The 17,557-nt window shown below is 71.2% G+C and carries 16 protein-coding genes; 5 read left to right on the top strand and 11 right to left on the bottom strand.

Annotated features, from left to right (window positions below; translation table 11 throughout):
- Positions 1 to 116: 116 nt before the first annotated feature.
- Positions 117 to 1,082, bottom strand: a complete 966-nt coding sequence (locus ACIPSE_RS15535) for a helix-turn-helix transcriptional regulator (protein WP_401662564.1) — start codon at positions 1,080 to 1,082, stop codon at positions 117 to 119.
- A 93-nt stretch (positions 1,083 to 1,175) separates the two neighbouring features.
- On the opposite strand from ACIPSE_RS15535, the gene ACIPSE_RS15530 reads away from it, so the two are divergent.
- The gene (locus ACIPSE_RS15530) at positions 1,176 to 1,541 is read left to right on the top strand and encodes a VOC family protein (protein WP_401662562.1); all 366 of its coding nucleotides are present in this window, start codon (positions 1,176 to 1,178) and stop codon (positions 1,539 to 1,541) included.
- A 78-nt stretch (positions 1,542 to 1,619) separates the two neighbouring features.
- On the opposite strand, the gene ACIPSE_RS15525 is transcribed toward ACIPSE_RS15530, so the two are convergent.
- From ACIPSE_RS15525 to ACIPSE_RS15510, 4 genes are all read right to left on the bottom strand, one after another.
- Positions 1,620 to 2,552, bottom strand: coding sequence for a hypothetical protein (locus ACIPSE_RS15525; protein WP_401662560.1), 933 nt, complete (start codon positions 2,550 to 2,552; stop codon positions 1,620 to 1,622).
- On the bottom strand, positions 2,549 to 3,133 hold the full coding sequence (locus tag ACIPSE_RS15520; protein ID WP_401662559.1) for a DUF6932 family protein: 585 nt from the start codon (positions 3,131 to 3,133) through the stop codon (positions 2,549 to 2,551). Before ACIPSE_RS15520 ends, ACIPSE_RS15525 begins: the two co-directional genes overlap by 4 nt.
- A gap of 103 nt (positions 3,134 to 3,236) precedes the next feature.
- The gene (locus ACIPSE_RS15515) at positions 3,237 to 4,103 is read right to left on the bottom strand and encodes a helix-turn-helix domain-containing protein (protein WP_401662557.1); all 867 of its coding nucleotides are present in this window, start codon (positions 4,101 to 4,103) and stop codon (positions 3,237 to 3,239) included.
- 158 nt (positions 4,104 to 4,261) lie between these two features.
- Positions 4,262 to 4,798: an ATP-binding protein gene (locus ACIPSE_RS15510; protein WP_401663115.1), complete on the bottom strand. Its 537-nt coding sequence runs from the start codon at positions 4,796 to 4,798 to the stop codon at positions 4,262 to 4,264.
- Positions 4,799 to 4,956: 158 nt separating this feature from the next.
- Here ACIPSE_RS15510 and ACIPSE_RS15505 point away from each other — a divergent pair, with 158 nt between their 5' ends.
- Both ACIPSE_RS15505 and ACIPSE_RS15500 read left to right on the top strand, forming a co-directional pair.
- Positions 4,957 to 5,832 carry a helix-turn-helix domain-containing protein gene (locus ACIPSE_RS15505; protein ID WP_401662555.1) on the top strand — a complete coding sequence of 292 codons (876 nt, stop codon included), beginning with the start codon at positions 4,957 to 4,959 and terminating at the stop codon, positions 5,830 to 5,832.
- Positions 5,829 to 6,041: a DUF397 domain-containing protein gene (locus ACIPSE_RS15500; RefSeq protein WP_401662553.1), complete on the top strand. Its 213-nt coding sequence runs from the start codon at positions 5,829 to 5,831 to the stop codon at positions 6,039 to 6,041. Before ACIPSE_RS15505 ends, ACIPSE_RS15500 begins: the two co-directional genes overlap by 4 nt.
- 66 nt (positions 6,042 to 6,107) lie before the next feature.
- Here ACIPSE_RS15500 and metG read toward each other — a convergent pair whose 3' ends face one another.
- Both metG and ACIPSE_RS15490 read right to left on the bottom strand, forming a co-directional pair.
- A complete protein-coding gene (metG, locus tag ACIPSE_RS15495) occupies positions 6,108 to 7,823 on the bottom strand; it encodes a methionine--tRNA ligase (protein WP_401662551.1) in 1,716 nt (571 codons plus the stop codon).
- 127 nt (positions 7,824 to 7,950) lie between these two features.
- On the bottom strand, positions 7,951 to 9,519 hold the full coding sequence (locus ACIPSE_RS15490) for a VWA domain-containing protein (RefSeq protein WP_401662549.1): 1,569 nt from the start codon (positions 9,517 to 9,519) through the stop codon (positions 7,951 to 7,953).
- Between the two features lie 305 nt (positions 9,520 to 9,824).
- Here ACIPSE_RS15490 and ACIPSE_RS15485 point away from each other — a divergent pair, with 305 nt between their 5' ends.
- Positions 9,825 to 11,885 carry a PhoX family protein gene (locus ACIPSE_RS15485; protein WP_401662547.1) on the top strand — a complete coding sequence of 687 codons (2,061 nt, stop codon included), beginning with the start codon at positions 9,825 to 9,827 and terminating at the stop codon, positions 11,883 to 11,885.
- 26 nt (positions 11,886 to 11,911) lie between these two features.
- Here the strand turns inward: ACIPSE_RS15485 and ACIPSE_RS15480 are convergent, their stop codons facing one another.
- Positions 11,912 to 12,856, bottom strand: coding sequence for a LysR substrate-binding domain-containing protein (locus ACIPSE_RS15480; protein WP_401662545.1), 945 nt, complete (start codon positions 12,854 to 12,856; stop codon positions 11,912 to 11,914).
- A gap of 152 nt (positions 12,857 to 13,008) precedes the next feature.
- Here ACIPSE_RS15480 and snpA point away from each other — a divergent pair, with 152 nt between their 5' ends.
- Positions 13,009 to 13,689 carry a snapalysin gene (snpA, locus tag ACIPSE_RS15475; RefSeq protein ID WP_401662543.1) on the top strand — a complete coding sequence of 227 codons (681 nt, stop codon included), beginning with the start codon at positions 13,009 to 13,011 and terminating at the stop codon, positions 13,687 to 13,689.
- Positions 13,690 to 13,772: 83 nt separating this feature from the next.
- Here the strand turns inward: snpA and ACIPSE_RS15470 are convergent, their stop codons facing one another.
- From ACIPSE_RS15470 to ACIPSE_RS15460, 3 genes are all read right to left on the bottom strand, one after another.
- Positions 13,773 to 15,710 (bottom strand): FUSC family protein, encoded by a 1,938-nt coding sequence (locus tag ACIPSE_RS15470; RefSeq protein ID WP_401662541.1) that lies wholly within the window; start codon positions 15,708 to 15,710, stop codon positions 13,773 to 13,775.
- A 14-nt stretch (positions 15,711 to 15,724) separates the two neighbouring features.
- Positions 15,725 to 16,657, bottom strand: coding sequence for an endonuclease/exonuclease/phosphatase family protein (locus ACIPSE_RS15465; protein WP_401663113.1), 933 nt, complete (start codon positions 16,655 to 16,657; stop codon positions 15,725 to 15,727).
- Between the two features lie 75 nt (positions 16,658 to 16,732).
- Complete coding sequence (locus ACIPSE_RS15460) at positions 16,733 to 17,479, bottom strand: alpha/beta fold hydrolase (protein ID WP_401662539.1); 747 nt, start codon at positions 17,477 to 17,479, stop codon at positions 16,733 to 16,735.
- Positions 17,480 to 17,557: the final 78 nt, after the last annotated feature.

The following is a 17,557-nucleotide window of genomic DNA, read 5'->3' as shown; positions in this document are numbered from 1 at the left end:
CCCGGTTCTGGTGTCCGGCGTCGTTCAGGCGGGCGCCGTTGTGGGCGGAGTGGCGCGCTCGGCCGGCCGGCAGCGGGGGTGGACGGGGCGCAGGAGGCGCGTCCAGGTGCTGTGGGTCACGGCGTTGGTGACGGCGCATAGTGGTGGGCAAGACGGATGGCGAGGTCGCGCAGGTGAGCCCTGGCCTCGGTGGGGCCGTGCACAGTGATGGCGCTCCCGAACGGCAGCAGTGCTCCCACATCCTCCAGATACAGGAAGCGGATTGTCACCTTGTGGCCGGTGGCGGATTGCTCATAATCGTCCCGGACGAGTCGTTGGCCGAAGATCCGTTGCGCTCGCTCGATCTGGGTCGGGTCGATGGTGGCGCTGACCTCTATCGCGTGGTCGTGTTCCCACTGGGCGATGAGCGCTGCAGCGACGGTGGCCAGGGTCTGGCTCTCGCGGATCCGTCGTGGCTGGTCGACTGCTTTCCACGTCGTGATCCGTTCGAGTCGGTACATCCGTGGCACCCGGGCGCAGTCGGCGACGAGGTACCAGATGCCGGCTTTGGCGAACAGCCCATAAGGATCCACGACCAGGTCGCGTGGGGATGACTCGCGTGGGCTGTCGTACTCGATCCGGAGTCTGCGGCCTTGCCGCACCGCGCCGATCATTGAAGCCGGAGTTGCGTCGAAAGCTCGTGTCTGATGCCAGGGGCGGCTGTCCACGTGCACCACGTCGGTGAGTGGCAGGAGCTCAGGAACTCGACGCGGCTGTGTAGCGGCGACCTTGGAGAGCGCGCGCTGGGTTTCGGCTGATGTGTTGAGCTCCGCACGTTGCTTCTCGTCCAGCCCGGTGAGCAACAGATGGTCCCGCTCGCCCGGGGTGAGCCGCGTGGGGTCGAGTCCGGATCCGGGCAGCATGATGACGCCGCCCAGGCGGCCCCGGTGCGCGCTCACCGGCAGACCGGCGTCGCGCAGCCAGTTCAGGTCCCGGGTGACGGTGCGAAGGGACACCCCGAGCGCTGAGGCCAGTTCCTGTGTGGTCACGGCACCCCTCGAAGTGAGGAGCAGCATCAGGGTGAAGAAGCGGTCTGGCGTCACACAGCAATTAGTTCAGGAATTTGCGACACGATGCGGCGCATATTCCGGTCAGGCTGGTGGGTACGCGCCTACCGCCTGCGAGAAGGAACAACCTTGACCAGATCCGTCATGTCCATCGTCTATGTGAACGACGCTCCCGCTGCTGCCCGTTTCTACGGCGACCTCTTCGGCATGAGCCCTTCGTTCGAGACTCCGGGATACGTCACTTTCGACCTCGGCCCAGGAGCTGACCTCGGACTGTGGTCCGGCCAGTTCGAGGATCTGTCACCGGACGTCCCGCGCACCGGTGAGGTGTGCCTGGCCGTCGATGGTGGACCCGGCGAAGTCGACGCGATCTTTGAGCGGTGGCAGTCCAAGGGCGTGACGATCCTGCGCGAGCCTCACGATGCGGGGTTCGGGTTGACCTTCCTCGCAGCTGATCCTGACGGGAACCGTATCCGCGTCGCACCGCAGGACTGAGAGGCCGCAATGAGGCAGGCACGCACGACAGGCGTCCCGCCTCCGCGAGAGCTACGTCGACGTCGAGCCCTCATCCATCTAGGGTTCGAGCCGGAGGGATGTCTGCTCGGCGGCCGGTCCGAGGTAGGTGTATTCGGCGGACCGAGCGATACCCATGGAGTCCAGCTGCTGCCGGAACCGGACCCGGAAGTGGACGTTGTCTCCGAGCCCGGGGCGCATGCGCAGCAGTTCCTCGGGATCCTCGAAATGGACCTCGTACGCGAGTGAGTTCTTGGCCGTTCCTGTCTTGACCTTCACCACGCCGCTTTCCCGGAGTTCGGTGATACGACCGGAGACGATCATCTCTTGGTCCCGGTCCCTGGTCTCCCGGAGCCGTTTCACATAGCTCCTGCCACGCTCGGTCAGCCGGGCACGGCGCATGCTGCCGTCAGCGCCGTACCAGGTGACGCCCAGGTCGAGAGCGTGCCTGCTCAAAGCCCGGGACACGGATTCGAGCGCGTCGAAGAGCTTTGTCCACTCTCGGATGTCCCGCTCCGACTCCAGCGCGTCGAGCAGCAGGGTGAGGGTGCCGAGACCTGTGGCTGCGGCGGACGTGGCTGGAGCGAGAAGGACGTCGGGGTGTGAGGACTCGACGGGCGTGGGGACGGGCCGGGCGTGTACAACGGTGCTGCCTGCGGAGATCCCGGTGAGCTCCAGCTGCACGGGCGTTCCCGCGGCGGCGGAGACCAGGTTCTCCACGGGTTCGAGCAGCGCGTCACCCCACTGGAAACGAAGGGCGCCACCGTCGGTGTCCGGTCCGGTCAGCCGGAGCTGGAGTTCCTCGTCGAGCTGCGCGTCCGGCGCGTACTCCCGAGCTGCGGCCAGTCGGCTCGCGCGGTGGTCGGCCTCGACTTCCTCGTCGTCCCTCTCCTCCGAGCCCAGAGCGTCCAGCAGCTGGGCGGCACGTCGGGACGCGTCGGGATCGTCTCCCCGGAGCGCGCGCCTGCGCTCGCGCCAGCTGTCGCCGGTCACAGTCGCACCTCCAGGTATCCGCGTGCCGGGGCGGCACTGTCCTCTGACGGTGAGCGGTCGTCCACGTCCGGTAGTCGGCGGCGCTGCCACCAGTCGTCCCACACACCTCGTTGTGTGAAGTATGTCCGTTCGTCCGGGGTGAAGCGCTCCGGCTCGAAGACATGGGGGACAGGTCGGTACCCGATGCGCAGCGGCGAGACGCCGTACTTCTCCCGCATCCTGGACCGGCTCTGGAAGGCGGTGGTCAGCCACTTCGATCCCGGCTTCCCTCGTACGGCTCGTTCGGCACGGGTGTCGATCAGGAGCGTCACGTCGATGTTCGCTGGGTCGAGTTTTGCGCTGACGAAGCTGCCGCCGAACCACAGGCTGTGGATGAGCGGAATGCCGCCGAGGTCGTCGGTGTAGGTGTCCTCCAGGGTGAGGAACGGATCGAGGTAGTCGCGCAGGCCGTCCCACAGTCGCGTGCGCGTCAGGGAGTCCGCGAACGTAGGTGCGCTGACCAGCATGGATTCCGCCTCATCGAAGGAGACGGAGTAACGGCCCAGGGGAAGGAATCCGTTCTTGGCGAATGAGGGCGGCACGCGAGGTCCTGTCCGACGAAAGGGAAAGTCATCCTGCCTGGTCGGCTTCGGAGCTGTGGGGGGATTTCAGGAAAAGGTCCCGACGGTGCCGGGCCCGGAGAGCTCACGAGCTCGGAACGCCGGATCGGCAGTCGCGGCAGTGGCCGGGGGTGGGGGAGCGGAAGGCGCGGTCGCAGGTGTCGCAGGTCTGGAAGGGGTGTCCGGGTTCCGGGGCCGGTGGGGACGGGGGCCGGAGGGGTGGCAGGGGTGGGAGCTGGGCGGACAGGCGGTGGGCGAGGAAGGCGGCCGGGCGGATCAGGGGCTCGTTCGGCAGGTTCTCGGTCAGGGCGTGGCGTACGGCGGTGGGGGTGATGTCGCGCTCCAGCCAGGCGGCGACGCCCGGGGCGAGGTGCTCGGCGTCCGTGGCCGAGAGGAGGAGGCGCGGGTCGCGGCGGCGGAGGCCGGCGAGGACGTCGACGGCTGTCCGGAGGAGGTCGGGGGAGGTGTACGAGGGCCGGGGCACGGCGGGGAGGCGCTTTCGTGGGGGTGGCTCGTCCGGGGCCGCGCGTCGGGTGGGCCGCCGGTCGGAGGGATCGTCGGTGGCCGTCCGGTGTCCTGGTCTGTTGCAGGAGACCGTGCGGGTGACGACCCGGCCGGTGGCGGTGCGTTCACGGGTACGGCGGAGATATCCATGGGCTTCGAGTTCGCGCAGGGCGGCGGCGATACGGGTGGGGCCCTCGGGAAAGCGGTCGGCGAGGGTCTTGATGTCGACCGACGTGCCTTGTCGCACCGACTGGATGTAGCACGCCAGCCCGATGGCGAGCAGGGAGAGCTGCCGGTGCTGGACGAGGTCGTTGCCGATCACCGTGAAGTTCTCGGTGTGGCGGGCGTTGTCGTGGACGACGCCGGATCGCGGTCGCGCGTGGGGGTGGTTTTTGCCCGGGATACGGGACTGGGGGTGCGAGGGCGCGCTAGGGTTTTCGGTATCCATCGGGAAGCTCCTACTTCCTTGGTGGTCAGGCCCCCGCACTGGGATCGCTAGTCCCGGCGGGGGCCGTCGCATGTCTGCGGCTGTCGTCGTGTCGCTGTACTGCTGGCGCTGAGCGTAGGGCACCCAACCTGCCCCAAATCCAGTCGAGTTGGGCATATTCACTCGCGCGAGTGAGTTTGCCCGGCGGGAGGGAGGGGTGGGGCTTGGAGGGGTGCTTTCTCCCTGGTGGGTGGTTCATGGGGAGCGCCGGTCGCACCGGGTCTTGGGTCTTCAGGCTTCGGTGATTCCGTTGCCGGAAGCGTGAGTTCGGCCCAGACCGTTTTGCGCGGGGGCCGGCCCCGGGACACTCCCCAGCGGTCTGCGAGGGCGCTGACGAGCGTCAGGCCGCGGCCGGATTCGCTGTCGGGGGCGGAGGGTTGCGGGTGCGGCAGCCGATCACCGTGTGTGTCGGTGACCTCGATACGGAGGGTGCCGCCCACGACGTGGAGCAGGAGCCGGAAGTTCCGGCCCGGCACGCGACCGTGCGTCGCCGCGTTGTTCGCCAGCTCGGCGACGATGTTCGCGGCCGGGTCCAAGGGGAGCTGCCAGGCGCGCAGTTGCTCGGTGGCCAGCAGACGGGCGAGGCGGGCTCCGCGTGGCGTGGGGGACAGCAGGACACTGAAGTCGCGGCCGGGGCCGTCGGCGGGTTTCTTCATCACGTCACTCAGCGTGGCGGCGCGTGCGTACCGTGAGGAGTGATCACGCCGGTACGTAGAGCGACTGTCCAGGGCTTGTCCAGACGTGTCCGGGCTGTCCAGGGGGTGCGTGCGGGTACGGGCGCTTGCGGCACGGTCGTACGACGGAGGGGTGCGGGATGTCGGTGGACGCGGAGGCGGGACGGCTCAGGACCGAGGCGGACGAGCCGGGGTGGGAGGTGGACCCGGACGACGACTGGGGCGTGGCCGTGATCGCCACCGTGGGGCGGCAGTTGAGGCTGCGGCGGGAGGCGGTGGGGATGCGGGTGCCCGAGTTCGCCAAGGCGATCGGGTACGGCGAGGACCTGGTCTACAAGATCGAGGCCGGGAAGCGGATTCCCCGGCAGGAGTATCTGGACAAGGCCGACGAGGTGTTGGGGGCGAGCGGGCTCGTCTCGGCCTCGTGGGAGGACGTGAAGAAGGTCCGGTACCCGAAGAAGGTGCGGGACCTGGCGAAGATGGAGGCGAAGGCGGTCGAGATCGGTGTGTACGTGTGCAGCAGCGTCCCCGGTCTGTTGCAGACTCCCGAGCACGCGCGGGCGCTGCTCGAATCGTGGCTGCCTGCCTATTCACCCGAGGACTTGGAGCGGCGGGTGGCCGCTCGCATGGCGCGGCAGTCCATCTACGAACGCTCGCCTGCTCCAGCCCTCGCGTTCGTCCTGGAAGAGGCGACGCTGCACCGAAATGTTGGGGGCACAATGGTGCGGCGACAACAGTTCGAACGTCTGCTGGAGGTAGGGCGGTTCTCCAACGTCACGCTTCAGGTGATGCCGCTGGACAGCGCGCCGCACCCCGGCATGAGCGGCCGGATCGAGTTGCTGAAATTCGAGGACGGCACAGCCGTCGGGCGCTCCGATGGTGCGTTCAATGGTCGCCCGGTCTCGGATCTGAGGGAGCTGCGCATCCTTGAGCTGCGGTATGGCACCATCCGGGCCCAGGCTCTTCCGCCAGGGGAGTCGCTGGCCCTCATCGAACGACTGCTGGGAGAAACATGACTCGCAAGCCCACCGCCGGCGACGCCTCCGAGTCGGCGTGGTTCAAGAGCAGTTACAGCGACGGCCCGGACGGTGACTCGTGCGTCGAGGTCGCCACGACTTCCGGCACCGTCCACGTCCGTGACTCCAAGTGCCTGGACGCCGGTCCTCGCCTTGCGCTGGCGCCGGAGGCATGGGCGGAGTTCGTGGGGTATGCGTCGCGAGGCTGATTCCTTGCGCCTGGAACGAGGTCGGCCCGGAACCGTTCGGTTCCGGGCCGACCTCGTCGGGTGGTGTTACGCCGGGTCGCCGCCGAAGCGCTCCTTGTACGTCGCCAGGTCCTCGTCCGTGAGCTTGGCGAACAGGACGGGCGGGACGATGAAGGGGGTGCCGGCCGGGACGGCGGTGAGGGCCTTCGCCTCGGTGGCGGAGACCCAGGCCGCCGTGTCGTCCTTGAGGGCGAAGGCCTGGCGCATGGCCTTGGACGAGGTCGGGATGAACGGCTCGGAGACCACCGAGTAGAGGTGGATCAGGTTCATCGCCGTGCGCAGGGTGAGGGCGGCGCCCTCCGGGCTGGTCTTGATCTCCAGCCAGGGGGCCTTCTCCTCCAGGTAGGAGTTGCCGGCCGACCACAGGGCGCGGAGCGCCGCCGCGGCCTTGCGGAACTGGAGGGACTCCATCTGGGTCTCGTACTCCGCGAGGAGGCGGGCGATCTCCTCGCCCAGCTTCGTCTCCGCCTCACCCGGCTCGCCGCCCGCCGGGACCTCCTCGCCGAAGCGCTTCTTGGAGAAGGAGAGGACCCGGTTGACGAAGTTGCCGAGGGTGTCCGCCAGGTCCTTGTTCACCGTCGCGGTGAAGTGCTCCCAGGTGAAGGAGGAGTCGTCGGACTCGGGGGCGTTGGCGATGAGGAAGTAGCGCCAGTAGTCGGCGGGCAGGATGTCGAGGGCCTGGTCGGTGAAGACACCGCGCTTCTGCGACGTCGAGAACTTGCCGCCGTAGTACGTCAGCCAGTTGAAGGCCTTGACGTAGTCGACCTTCTTCCACGGCTCGCGCACACCGAGCTCGGTCGCCGGGAACATCACCGTGTGGAACGGGACGTTGTCCTTCGCCATGAACTCCGTGTAGCGGACGGTGTCGTCCGACTCGTACCACCAGGACTTCCAGTCGCGGGTCGACGGGTCCTGGTCGGCCCACTCCTTCGTCGCGCCGATGTACTCGATCGGGGCGTCGAACCAGACGTAGAAGACCTTGCCCTCGGCCGCCAGCTCCGGCCAGGTGTCGGCGGGCACCGGGACGCCCCAGTCCAGGTCACGGGTGATCGCGCGGTCGTGCAGTCCCTCGGTCAGCCACTTGCGGGCGATGGAGGACGCGAGCTGCGGCCACTCCGCCTCGTGGGCCGCCACCCACTCCTCGACCTCGTGCTGGAGCTTGGACTGGAGGAGGAAGAGGTGCTTGGTCTCGCGGACCTCCAGGTCCGTGGAGCCGGAGATCGCCGAGCGCGGGTCGATCAGGTCCGTCGGGTCCAGGACGCGGGTGCAGTTCTCGCACTGGTCGCCGCGGGCCTTGTCGTAGCCGCAGTGCGGGCAGGTGCCCTCGACGTAGCGGTCCGGGAGGAAACGCTCGTCGGCCGGGCTGTACACCTGGCGGATCGCCCGCTCCTCGATGAAGCCGTTCTCGTTCAGGCGGCGGGCGAAGTGCTGCGTGATCTCGACGTTCTGCTGCGAGGAGCTGCGGCCGAAGTAGTCGAACGCGAGCGCGAAACCGTCGTAGACGGCCTTCTGGGCGTCGTGCGCCTGCGCGCAGAACTCGGCCACCGGGAGACCCTGCTCCTTGGCCGCCAGCTCCGCCGGGGTGCCGTGCTCGTCCGTCGCACAGATGTACAGGACGTCGTGGCCACGCTGGCGGAGGTACCGGGAGTACACGTCCGCCGGGAGCATGGACCCCACCATGTTGCCCAGGTGCTTGATCCCGTTGATGTACGGAAGGGCGCTGGTGATGAGGTGTCGAGCCATCGGGGGCTGCTCCCAGGTCGGTGCTGTCTCGGGTTTTCGAACCTTGAAATCGTAGCCGACATGTGTATGCCGCCCGCTTCCCGTTTTACGGGGTGAGAAGCGGGCGGCATCGGTCGTGCTGCGGGGGTTACGGGCGCCAGTCGATCAGTACGCCGTCGTAGAGCTCCGCGTCCGTGAGTTCCTTCGGGGTCGGGCCCGCGTGGAAGAAGGCCGTGTTGTCGGTCTTCAGCTTGCGCAGGTAGTCGAAGGCCTTGTTCTCGTGCTCGCCGAACGCGACGAAGGAGAAGAAGAGGGCGGGGTGGGACTTCGCGGCGTCCGTGAGGGACTGGGTGGCGGGGGTCTTCGCGTCCGGGGCGCCGTCCGTCTGGAAGACCACCAGGGCGGGGGTCTTCGCGTCGGGGGCGGCCTTGTCGTAGTGCGCGAGGACGGCTTCCACCGCCGCGTGGTAGCTGGTGCGGCCCATGCGGCCGAGGCCGGCGTGGGCCTCGTCGACCGCGTTCTCGGAGGAGGCGGGGGTGAGGTCCGTGGTGCCGTCCACCTCCGTGGAGAAGAAGACGACGTGGACGGACGGGTCCGTGCCCTCGGGGGTGAGGTGGGTGGCCAGGGCCAGGGTCTGGTCCGCGAGGGCCTGGGCGGAGCCGTCCTTGTAGTACGGCCGCATGCTCGCGGAGCGGTCCAGGACGAGGTAGGTGAGGGCGCGGGCGGTGGTGAGGCCGGCCTTCGCCAGGGCGAGGGACGCGGCGTCGCCCACGGGGCGCGTGCGCTCGGCTTGGGCTTCGGGGTGTTCGGCCTCGGCTTCGCCTTCGGCCGCGGAGGTGTTCCCACCCGCACCACCCGTGACGGTTTCGATGTCGTCCGCGGGTGGCCCCTGCGGGGCGTCCCCGCCGTCGGCGACCGCGGGCTCGACGGCTGCCGCGACGGGCTCCGCCTCGGTGACGGCCGCGGGCTCGGGCTCGGGCTCGGGTTCCGGTTCCGAGGCGGCCTCGGGCTCGGTGACGGCCTCGGGCTCCGGGGTGACCTCGGCGACCGGCTCGGGCTCGGGCTCGGCCTCCACGACCGGCTCGGGCTCGGGCTCCTCGACGGGCTCGGCGACCTCGGCCTCCACGACCGGCTCCGGCTCCTCGACGGGCTCCGGCTCGGCGGCGGGAGCCTCTTCGGCGACCGGCTCCTCGGCGGGCTCGGGTTCGGCTACGGGCTCCGCCTCGGCGCTGGGCTCGGGGGCCGTCTCCTCCGCCACCGGCTCTTCGGTGACGACCGGCTCCTCCGCGACGGCCTCCGTCTCCGGCACGGCCTCCGGAGTCGTCTCTTCGACGACCGGCTCCTCGGCGGAGGCGGGCTCGGTGACCGGTGTTTCTTCCTCGGCCGCGGGCTCGGCGGCCGGGGGCTCCTCGGTGGCGGGCTTCTCCGCCGCCGCCGGCTCCGCCGGCGGCTCCTCCGACGGGTCCGCCTGCTTGGGGACCGTCACGTTGTCGAAGGCGGCGGCGACCAGATCGTGTTCGTCGTCCTCCTTGACCGTCGGAGACGCGGGGCGGGGTTCGGGGACCTCGATCTTGGCCGGTTCAGGCGCCGCAGGCACCGGCTCCGGCGAAGGGGACGGCACCACCGGCGTGGTCGTCCTGTCAGCACCCTCCGCCTCGGCGGTACGCCCCTTGCGTGACCGGCCGAACGCGTTCCGCAGGAGAGTGAGAATGCCCATGTGCGCAACCCTTCGCATGAGTTGATGCCCGTCAATCCCTGGCCAGGACGGACACGTAAGGTTAGCGGCCCCGGATGGTGATCTTGGGGAGGGGCTGACACGTGGACCCCCCGAAGTCAAGGCCCGCAGCCGGACGCGGGTAGATCACGAAGCCGTGGACGCTCCGGTTCTGGTTGTCAACTGCCGTACCGCTACCCCCGGTTCACCGACCGTTCACCGTGCCGCCCCGCTCCCGCTCGACCGCCGCCCTAGCGTCCGTGACGCGGATTCAAGGGGATTCCAAGGGGAAGCAAGGGGAGTACCAAATGCGTAAATACCTGCCGTTGGTGGGAACCGGCGCGCACGCGGGCGGTCGTGATGCCATGACCTGCCTCTACCGCTGCGGCAACGCCTGTTTCCACGAGGTGCCGAACACCACCACCAACCCGTACGTCGGTGACGTCATAGCCGAGGGCCTCAGCCGCCGCTCGATGATGGCCGCCGCGGCCGTGGTGACCGTGGCCGCCGCCGGCGCCTCCACCCTCGCCGGCGCCCAGCAGGCCGCCGCGGCGACCGGCGCGGACGCGAAGTCCAGGCCGGGCAAGCCCGCGCAGGGCGCCCGTGGTCTGCGGTTCACCCCCGTCGCCCCCAACACGGCCGACACCGTCACCGTCCCCGACGGCTACGCGCAGAACGTCGTGATCCGCTGGGGCGAGCCCATCCTGCGCGGGGCGCCCGCGTTCGACCCGGAGAAGCAGACCGCCGCCGCGCAGGCCGGTCAGTTCGGGTACAACAACGACTTCCTCGCCCTGCTGCCGCTCGGTCACGGCAGGCAGCTCCTCGTCGCGAACCACGAGTACACCGACGAGGTCCTGATGTTCCGCGGCTACGACGCCGCGAACCCCACCCGCGAGCAGGCCGAGATCGCCTGGGCCGCGCACGGGCTGTCCGCCGTCGTGGTCGAGGAGGACCGCCGTACCGGCAGGCTCACCGCCGTGCCCCGGCACCCGCTCAACCGTCGGGTGACCGCCACCACCGAGTTCCGGCTGACCGGCCCCGCCGCCGGCTCCGACCTGCTGAAGACCTCCGCGGACCCGTCGGGCCGCAAGGTGCTCGGCACCCTCAACAACTGCTCCGGCGGCACCACCCCGTGGGGCACGACCCTGCACGGCGAGGAGAACTTCAACCAGTACTTCGCCAACTCCTCCAGCGCCACCGACAAGCGCTACGGCATCGGCACGGGCGCCACCGAGCGCAAGTGGGAGCGTTTCGACAAGCGCTTCGACGTCGCCCAGGAGCCCAACGAGGTCCACCGCTTCGGCTACGTCGTCGAGTTCGACCCCTACGACCCGGAGTCGACCCCCCGCAAGCACACCGCGCTGGGCCGCTTCAAGCACGAGGCCGCCACCGTCCGCCTCACCGACGACGGCCGTCCCGTCGTCTACTCCGGCGACGACGAGCGCTTCGACTACTTCTACAAGTTCGTCAGCAGCAAGCGGATGAGGAAGGGCACCTCGCGCTCCGTCCGCGAGCACAACCTCTCCCTGCTCGACGAGGGCACCCTGTACGTCGCCAAGCTCACCGGCGACTCGCCCGCGGTCGAGATCGACGGCACCGGGAAGCTGCCCGCCGACGGCGAGTTCGACGGCAGCGGCGTGTGGATCCCGCTGGCCACCGCCACCGCGAAGGGCGCCGTCTCGCACGTCGAGGGCATGAGCGCCGAGGAGGTGTTCGTCTTCACGCGCCTGGCCGGTGACAAGGCCGGGGCCACGAAGATGGACCGTCCCGAGGACATCCAGCCCAACCCGGTCTCCGGCAAGGTGTACGTCGCCCTGACGAACAACACCAACCGGGGAGTCGGCTCCAACGCCGCCGCCGACGAGGCCAACCCGCGCAACGCCAACAAGCACGGGCACATCCTGGAGCTGACCGAGCGCCGCAACCGGCCCGAGAGCACCGAGTTCGCCTGGCTGCTCTTCCTGGTCGCCGGTGACCCGGAGGACCCGGCGACGTACTTCGCGGGCTTCCCGAAGGACGGCGTCAGCCCGATCTCCTGCCCGGACAACGTGGCCTTCGACGACCACGGCAACCTGTGGATCTCCACCGACGGCAACGCCCTCGGCACCCACGACGGCCTCTTCGGCGTCGCCACCAAGGGCGACCGGCGCGGTGAGCTGAAGCAGTTCGCGACGATGCCGAAGGGCGCGGAGACCTGCGGACCGGTCATCCAGGACCGCCGTGTCCTGGTGGCCGTGCAGCACCCCGGTGAGATCACCGGTGCCACGGTCGAGAACCCCGCCAGCACCTGGCCCGACGGGCCCGGAAAGATCGTCCGCCCGGCGGTCGTGGCGGTGTGGCGCCGGGACGGCGACGACATCGGCGTCTGAGCGCCGGTGCGACCGGGAGGTCCGGGCTACGCGGGAGCGGCTGGGGTCGCCACACTTTCCAGCCACTCCCGGTAGGCCGGCGCCTCCCGGGCCGCCTCCCAGTAGGCGGCCTCCAACGCGGGCCGTACGCCGTCCAGTTCGGTCTCGTTGCGGGCGGCGAGCAGCAGCCGTACGCGGAGCGGGTCGCCGTGCAGCCGGCGGACTGCCATGCCGGGCTGGGGCAGACAGGACGGCTGGCACACGGTGACCGCCTCGCCGTTGGCGACGAGCGCGGCGGCCGTGTGGTAATCCCCTTGCAGGACCAGGGGGTCGAGGCCGCCGGAGCGGAACATCCGGTGCACCGCGTCCCATTCGCCGTCGACGGTGGGGTCGACCATCCAGCGGTCCCGGGCCAGGTCGGACAGGTCGACGACGTCCTTGGCGCAGGCGGGATGGCCGGCCGGCAGCAGGACGAACTGCGGTTCCCGCTCGACGAGGACGCGCACCCTGAGCCCGTCCGGGACGAGCAGCGGGCTGCCCTCCACCTCGTGCACGAACGCGACGTCCAGCTGCCCCTGGGCGAGCATCCGCAGCAGGGCGTCGGCGGAGACGTCCATGCGCAGGGTGGGTTCCTGGGCCTGGGCGCGGAGCCGGCGCAGCCAGCCCGCGAGGGCGCGGCTGGCGGTGGAGCCGACGCGCAGCCGGGGTCCGCCGGCCGCGGCGGCAGCGGCGGCGGCGTGGGCCTCGGCGACGAGGGAGCGCATCTCGGCCACGACGGGCCGGGCCCGGCTCAGCACGAACCGGCCGAGCGGGGTGGGCCGGCAGCCGGTGCGGCCCCGGCTGAACAGCGCCCCGCCCAGCTCCTGTTCGATGCGTCTGAGCTGGGTGCTCAACGAGGGCTGGGCGACGCCCAGTTGACGGGCGGCGCGGTGCAGACTGCCGGTGTCGGCTATGGCGCACAGCGCACGGAGATGCCTCACCTCGAGCTCCATGCCAGGGGAGCGTAAAGCGGAGTCACAGGTTTCACCAGACGCGGGGGAACCGGGCGATAGCTTCGCCCTATCCCCGACTGCCATCATCACAGCGGCCTCACAGGCCCCGAGACTCGGTCATCGACGACTCACCCCCCACCTAGGAGTCATCGATGCGCAAGCACACCTTCGCCGTGGCCCTGACAGCCGCGACCCTCACCGCCGCGGCACTGGGAACGGCCGTTCCCGCGACGGCCGTTCCCGCGACGGCCGTCGAGGCGCCTTCGACGGCGGGCTACACGGCCTCCGCGTCCGTGGGCGCCGACAGCAGCGAGGCGTTCTTCCGGGCCGTCCTCGCCTCCGTCGCGGAGAAGCGGGCCGCGAACCCGTCCGCCGCGGCGGCGGTCACCGTCGTCTACGACGCCTCCCGCGCGCCCACGTTCAGCGCGCAGATAGCGGCCAGCACCCGGATATGGAACAGCGCCGTCAGCAACGTGAAGCTCCAGTCGGGCTCGGCGTCCTCCGCCGACTTCTCCTACCGCGAGGGCAACGACTCGCGGGGCTCGTACGCCTCCACGAACGGCCACGGGAGCGGCTACATCTTCCTCGACTACCGGCAGAACCAGCAGTACGACTCCACCCGGGTCACCGCCCACGAGACCGGTCACGTCCTCGGTCTGCCCGACCACTACTCGGGTCCGTGCAGCGAGCTGATGTCGGGCGGCGGACCCGGCACGTCCTGCACCAACTCCCAGCCCGACGCGAACGAGCGGGCCCGGGTGAACCAGCTGTGGGCCAACGGTCTCGCCTCGGCCCTGGCGGACGCCGCGGAGAAGTCCCACCACAAGAGCTGACCCACCACAAGAGCTGACCCCACCACCCCCCACCGGTACGGCCGCCCTCCTGCACAGGGCGGCCGTACTCGTGTGCCCGGGGGTCAGCGCGGGGAGGCGATGGCGCGGGCCGCCGCGACCTCCTGGCGCAGGGGTTCCAGGACGCTGTCCGCAGGGCCGGTGAGGTCGGTGCGGACGGCGTAGAGGGTCGTGGTCTCCCGGATGCCGGCGGCCAGTTCCCGGAGCTGGCGGAGGATCTGGTCGACCTCGGAGGGGGCCGGGAGCGGGGCGCCGTGCTTGGTGCGGACCCGGGCCGCGGTCGTGGCGTCGACGACGCGTTCCACGGCGACCACCAGGGGCCACCAGGCGGCGGCGCGGCGGCCGGTGGGCGGGGGTTCGGTCAGGGCGCGCTGGAACTCGGTGCGGATGACGGAGAGGTCGCGGTGCAGGCGGCGGCGCATCCGGGCCCGGGACGCGGGGTCGGCGGGGGTGGGGGTGAAGGCCGCCTCCAGATAGTCGGCCGTGTCCGCGACCGCGTCGGCGAGGCGGTCGCCCACCCGGGTGCGCCAGCTCTCGGGCCACAGCAGATAGCCGGCGGTCAGGGCGATCGCGCAGCCCACGAGGGAGTCCAGCAGGCGGGGCAGGAGCAGTCCGGTGCCCTGGTGGTTGAGGAGGTCCGACAGCAGGAGGATCACCGGGGTGATCGCGGCCGTCTGGTAGCCGTAGCCGCGCGGGGTCAGGGCCGGGATCAGCGGTGCCAGGAGCAGCATCACGGGGATGTCCCACCAGCCCCGGGGCACCTGGGACAGGACGGCCGCGGCGACGACGAGGCCGCCGACGGTGCCCAGCGCGCGCAGCAGCGCCCGGGAGAAGACCGAGCCGAAGTCGGGCTTGAGGACGAAGGTGATGGTCAGGGCCACCCAGTACGAGCGGGGCACCGGGACGATCGAGACGAGGACCTGGGCCAGGCCGATGCAGAGCGCCAGGCGCAGGCCGTAGCGCCAGGAGGCGGCCGAGAGGGCGACGTTGCGGGCCGCCCGGGCCGCGCGCACGCGCAGGGCGGCCGGGCGGCCCAGGCGGTCGTCGATGCCGGTGGGGTCCACGTCCGGGGTCGTGACCACCTCGGCGGCGTGGCGCAGGGCGTGGTCGACGGCGCGGGTGGTCTCCGTGCGGGCCTCGGGCAGGGCGAGCCCTATCGGGCCGGAGTAGCCCGTCTCCACCGCCTGGGCCAGGTGCCCCATGGTGCCGGGGAGTTCGGGCGGCAGGGGCAGGCCCGCCTGGTGGGCGGCGGGGGCCGCCTCGACCACCGAGGTGAGCGCGTTCAACTGGGCCAGCAGCCGGGTCAGTTCACGGCTGCGCCCGTGGTGCAGGGCACGCCGGGCCAGGACGGTGTCGTACGACTGGTTCAGGGACTGGGTGACGGTGCGGCGGGCGTCGTCGTAGGACGGGGTGCCGACGGCCGTCAGGAGGGCGGAGACCGTCCGGTAGGTGTCCGCGACCGCGGCGCGTTCCGGCACCCCGGAGCGCAGCGGCCAGGCCAGCAGGGCGAGGGCGAGGACGAGGAGTCCGCCGCCCGTCATCAGGACCGGGGCCAGCCACCAGGCGCCCGGCATGGGCAGGCCCGCGCCGACGACCGCGTTCAGCAGCAGCAACAGCCCCGACACCGAGGCCACCGCGCCGATCGTCGAGATCATCCCGGAGACCAGGGCGACGGCGGTGACCACCGCGACGGCGACCCAGCCGTGTCCGTACACCAGCGAGCCGAGCGTCACGCCGACCGCGCCGAACAGCTGCGGGATCGCGATGTTGAGGATGCGCATGCGGTACGCGTCGGCGGTGTCGCCGATGACCCCGGACAGGGCGCCCATGGAGGCCAGTGCCCCGTAGGCGGGCTGTCCCGCCGCCATGCCGACGGCCAGCGGCAGGGTCATCGCGATCGCCGCGCGGGCCACGGCCGCCCGGTTGACGGGGGCGGGCGGCGAGTGGAGGTTCCTGACCAGCCAGTCGGGCGGGGTGAGGCCGATGGGGAACTCTCGGGACATGCGCCTATTAGACGTCATGACCTGCGGTGCAGTGTGATCTCCACCAGCAGCGCCCGGTGGTCGGTGTCCGCCACGTCCAGGAAGCGGGCCCCGCGCACGGCGAAGTCCGCCGACAGCAGCACATGGTCGATCTGCGCCCCCAGCGCCGGTGCCGTGCGGGCCGGCCAGCTCGGGGTGCGGGACCGCCCGGCGAGGCGGGCCGCGTCGCGCAGGCCGGTGTCGAGGACGCGGCGGAAGGCGGCGTGGTCCTGGGAGGCGTTGAAGTCGCCGGCGAGGATCGTCGGGGTGTCCGCGTGGGCGGCGGCGAACGTCCGCAGGGTGCCCAGCTCCCGCTTCCACACGCCGACCTGGCCGGGCAGCGGCGGCATGGGGTGCGCGAGCTGGAGGCGTACGGCGTGCCCGGCGACGTCGGCCGTGGCGCCCGGCATGCCCATCGTGCCGGGGAGCGGGGCGGCGGGCCGCAGCGGGTAGCGGCTGAGGACCACCGATCCGGAGGAGCCCGCGGCCTCCACGGCCTGCCGGTAGGGGTAGTCCAGGGCGCGGCGGAGTGCGGCGTCGCAGGTGTGCTCGCACTCCTCGACGAAGACGATCGCCGGCCGCTGGGCGCGCACCGTGTCGACGAGCGAGCCGGTGCCCCGGCCGAACTCCACGTTGGAGGTGAGCACGCGGAACGTGGCGAGCGCCGGGCCGCCGGGCTCGGTGCCGGGGCCGTAGGGCCGCACGGACCAGGTGAGCAGGCCCAGCAGGAGCACGCCCCAGACGAGCCCGGTCCACCAGCGGGCGGCGAGGGCCAGCGCCAGGGCGAGCACGGTCGGCGCGAGCAGCCACGGCAGGAAGGCGAGGAGCTGGGGGACCGGGGTGACGCCGTCGGTGCCGGCGGCCCGGCAGCCGGCGACCGCGCTCCCGGCGGCGAGGAGCAGCCCGGCCGGCCAGGCGGCGGCCCGCAGCCGCCGTCGTCGCCGCTCCGGCGTCGCGCGTACCCCGGGATCGTCCGTGCGGGACCGGTGCGTCACGGGCCGAGCCTACGAGCGGGTGTCCACCTTTGTCAGGAATGCCTCCAGCGCCTCGTCGAACTCCGCGGGGCGTTCCAGGTTCGGCAGGTGGGCGGCGCCCTCGACGACGAGCAGGTCCGCGTCCGGGAGGGCCGCGTGCAGGGCCTCGGCGTCGGCGACCGGTGTGAACGTGTCGTCCCGGCCGACGACGACCAGGGCGGGCACGGTGACCCGGGTGAGCAGGTGCCGGTAGTCGGGGCGGGCGGCGCGGGCGCGGAGCGCGGCGGCGGCGCCCTCGGGGGAGGTGGCCGTCATCATGCGGTGGACGTGCGCCTTGACGGGGGCGGCGGCGTAGGGGGCGACCATCTTCTCCAGGACCTCGTCGGCGTATCCGCGCAGGCCCTCCGCCAGCAGCCGGTCCGCCAGGGCGTGGCGTGCGGTCGCGCCCTCGGGGGTCTCGGCGGCGGGGAAGGTGTCGGCGAGGACCAGGCCGCGGATCCGCTCCGGGAAGAGCCGGTAGCAGTCCATGACGATCTGCCCGCCCATCGACAGCCCCGCCAGCACGCACTCCGGTACGTCCGACGCGTCCAGGAGCGCCTCGACGTCCCGCGCGAAGTCGGAGAAGTCCCCGGCCACGGCGGTCGGCGAGGGGGTTCCGTAGCCGCGCAGGTCGGGGGCGAGGACCCGGCGGGAGCGCGAGAACCGTGCGATCTGCGGGTTCCACATGGTGTGGTCGAAGGGGTGGCCGTGGATCAGGACCAGGGGGACCGTCGTCATGATCCCGACCCTAGGACGGGCCAACTCCTCGGTGCAATAAGATCTTTGCCCTCGGTGCAATCGCCCCTCCGGCGGGCG

Source organism: Streptomyces sp. NPDC090106, from assembly GCF_044747265.1.
Lineage (GTDB): Bacteria > Actinomycetota > Actinomycetes > Streptomycetales > Streptomycetaceae > Streptomyces.
Note: the sequence above shows the minus strand (reverse complement) of the source record. Positions and strands in the feature narration are given on the sequence as shown.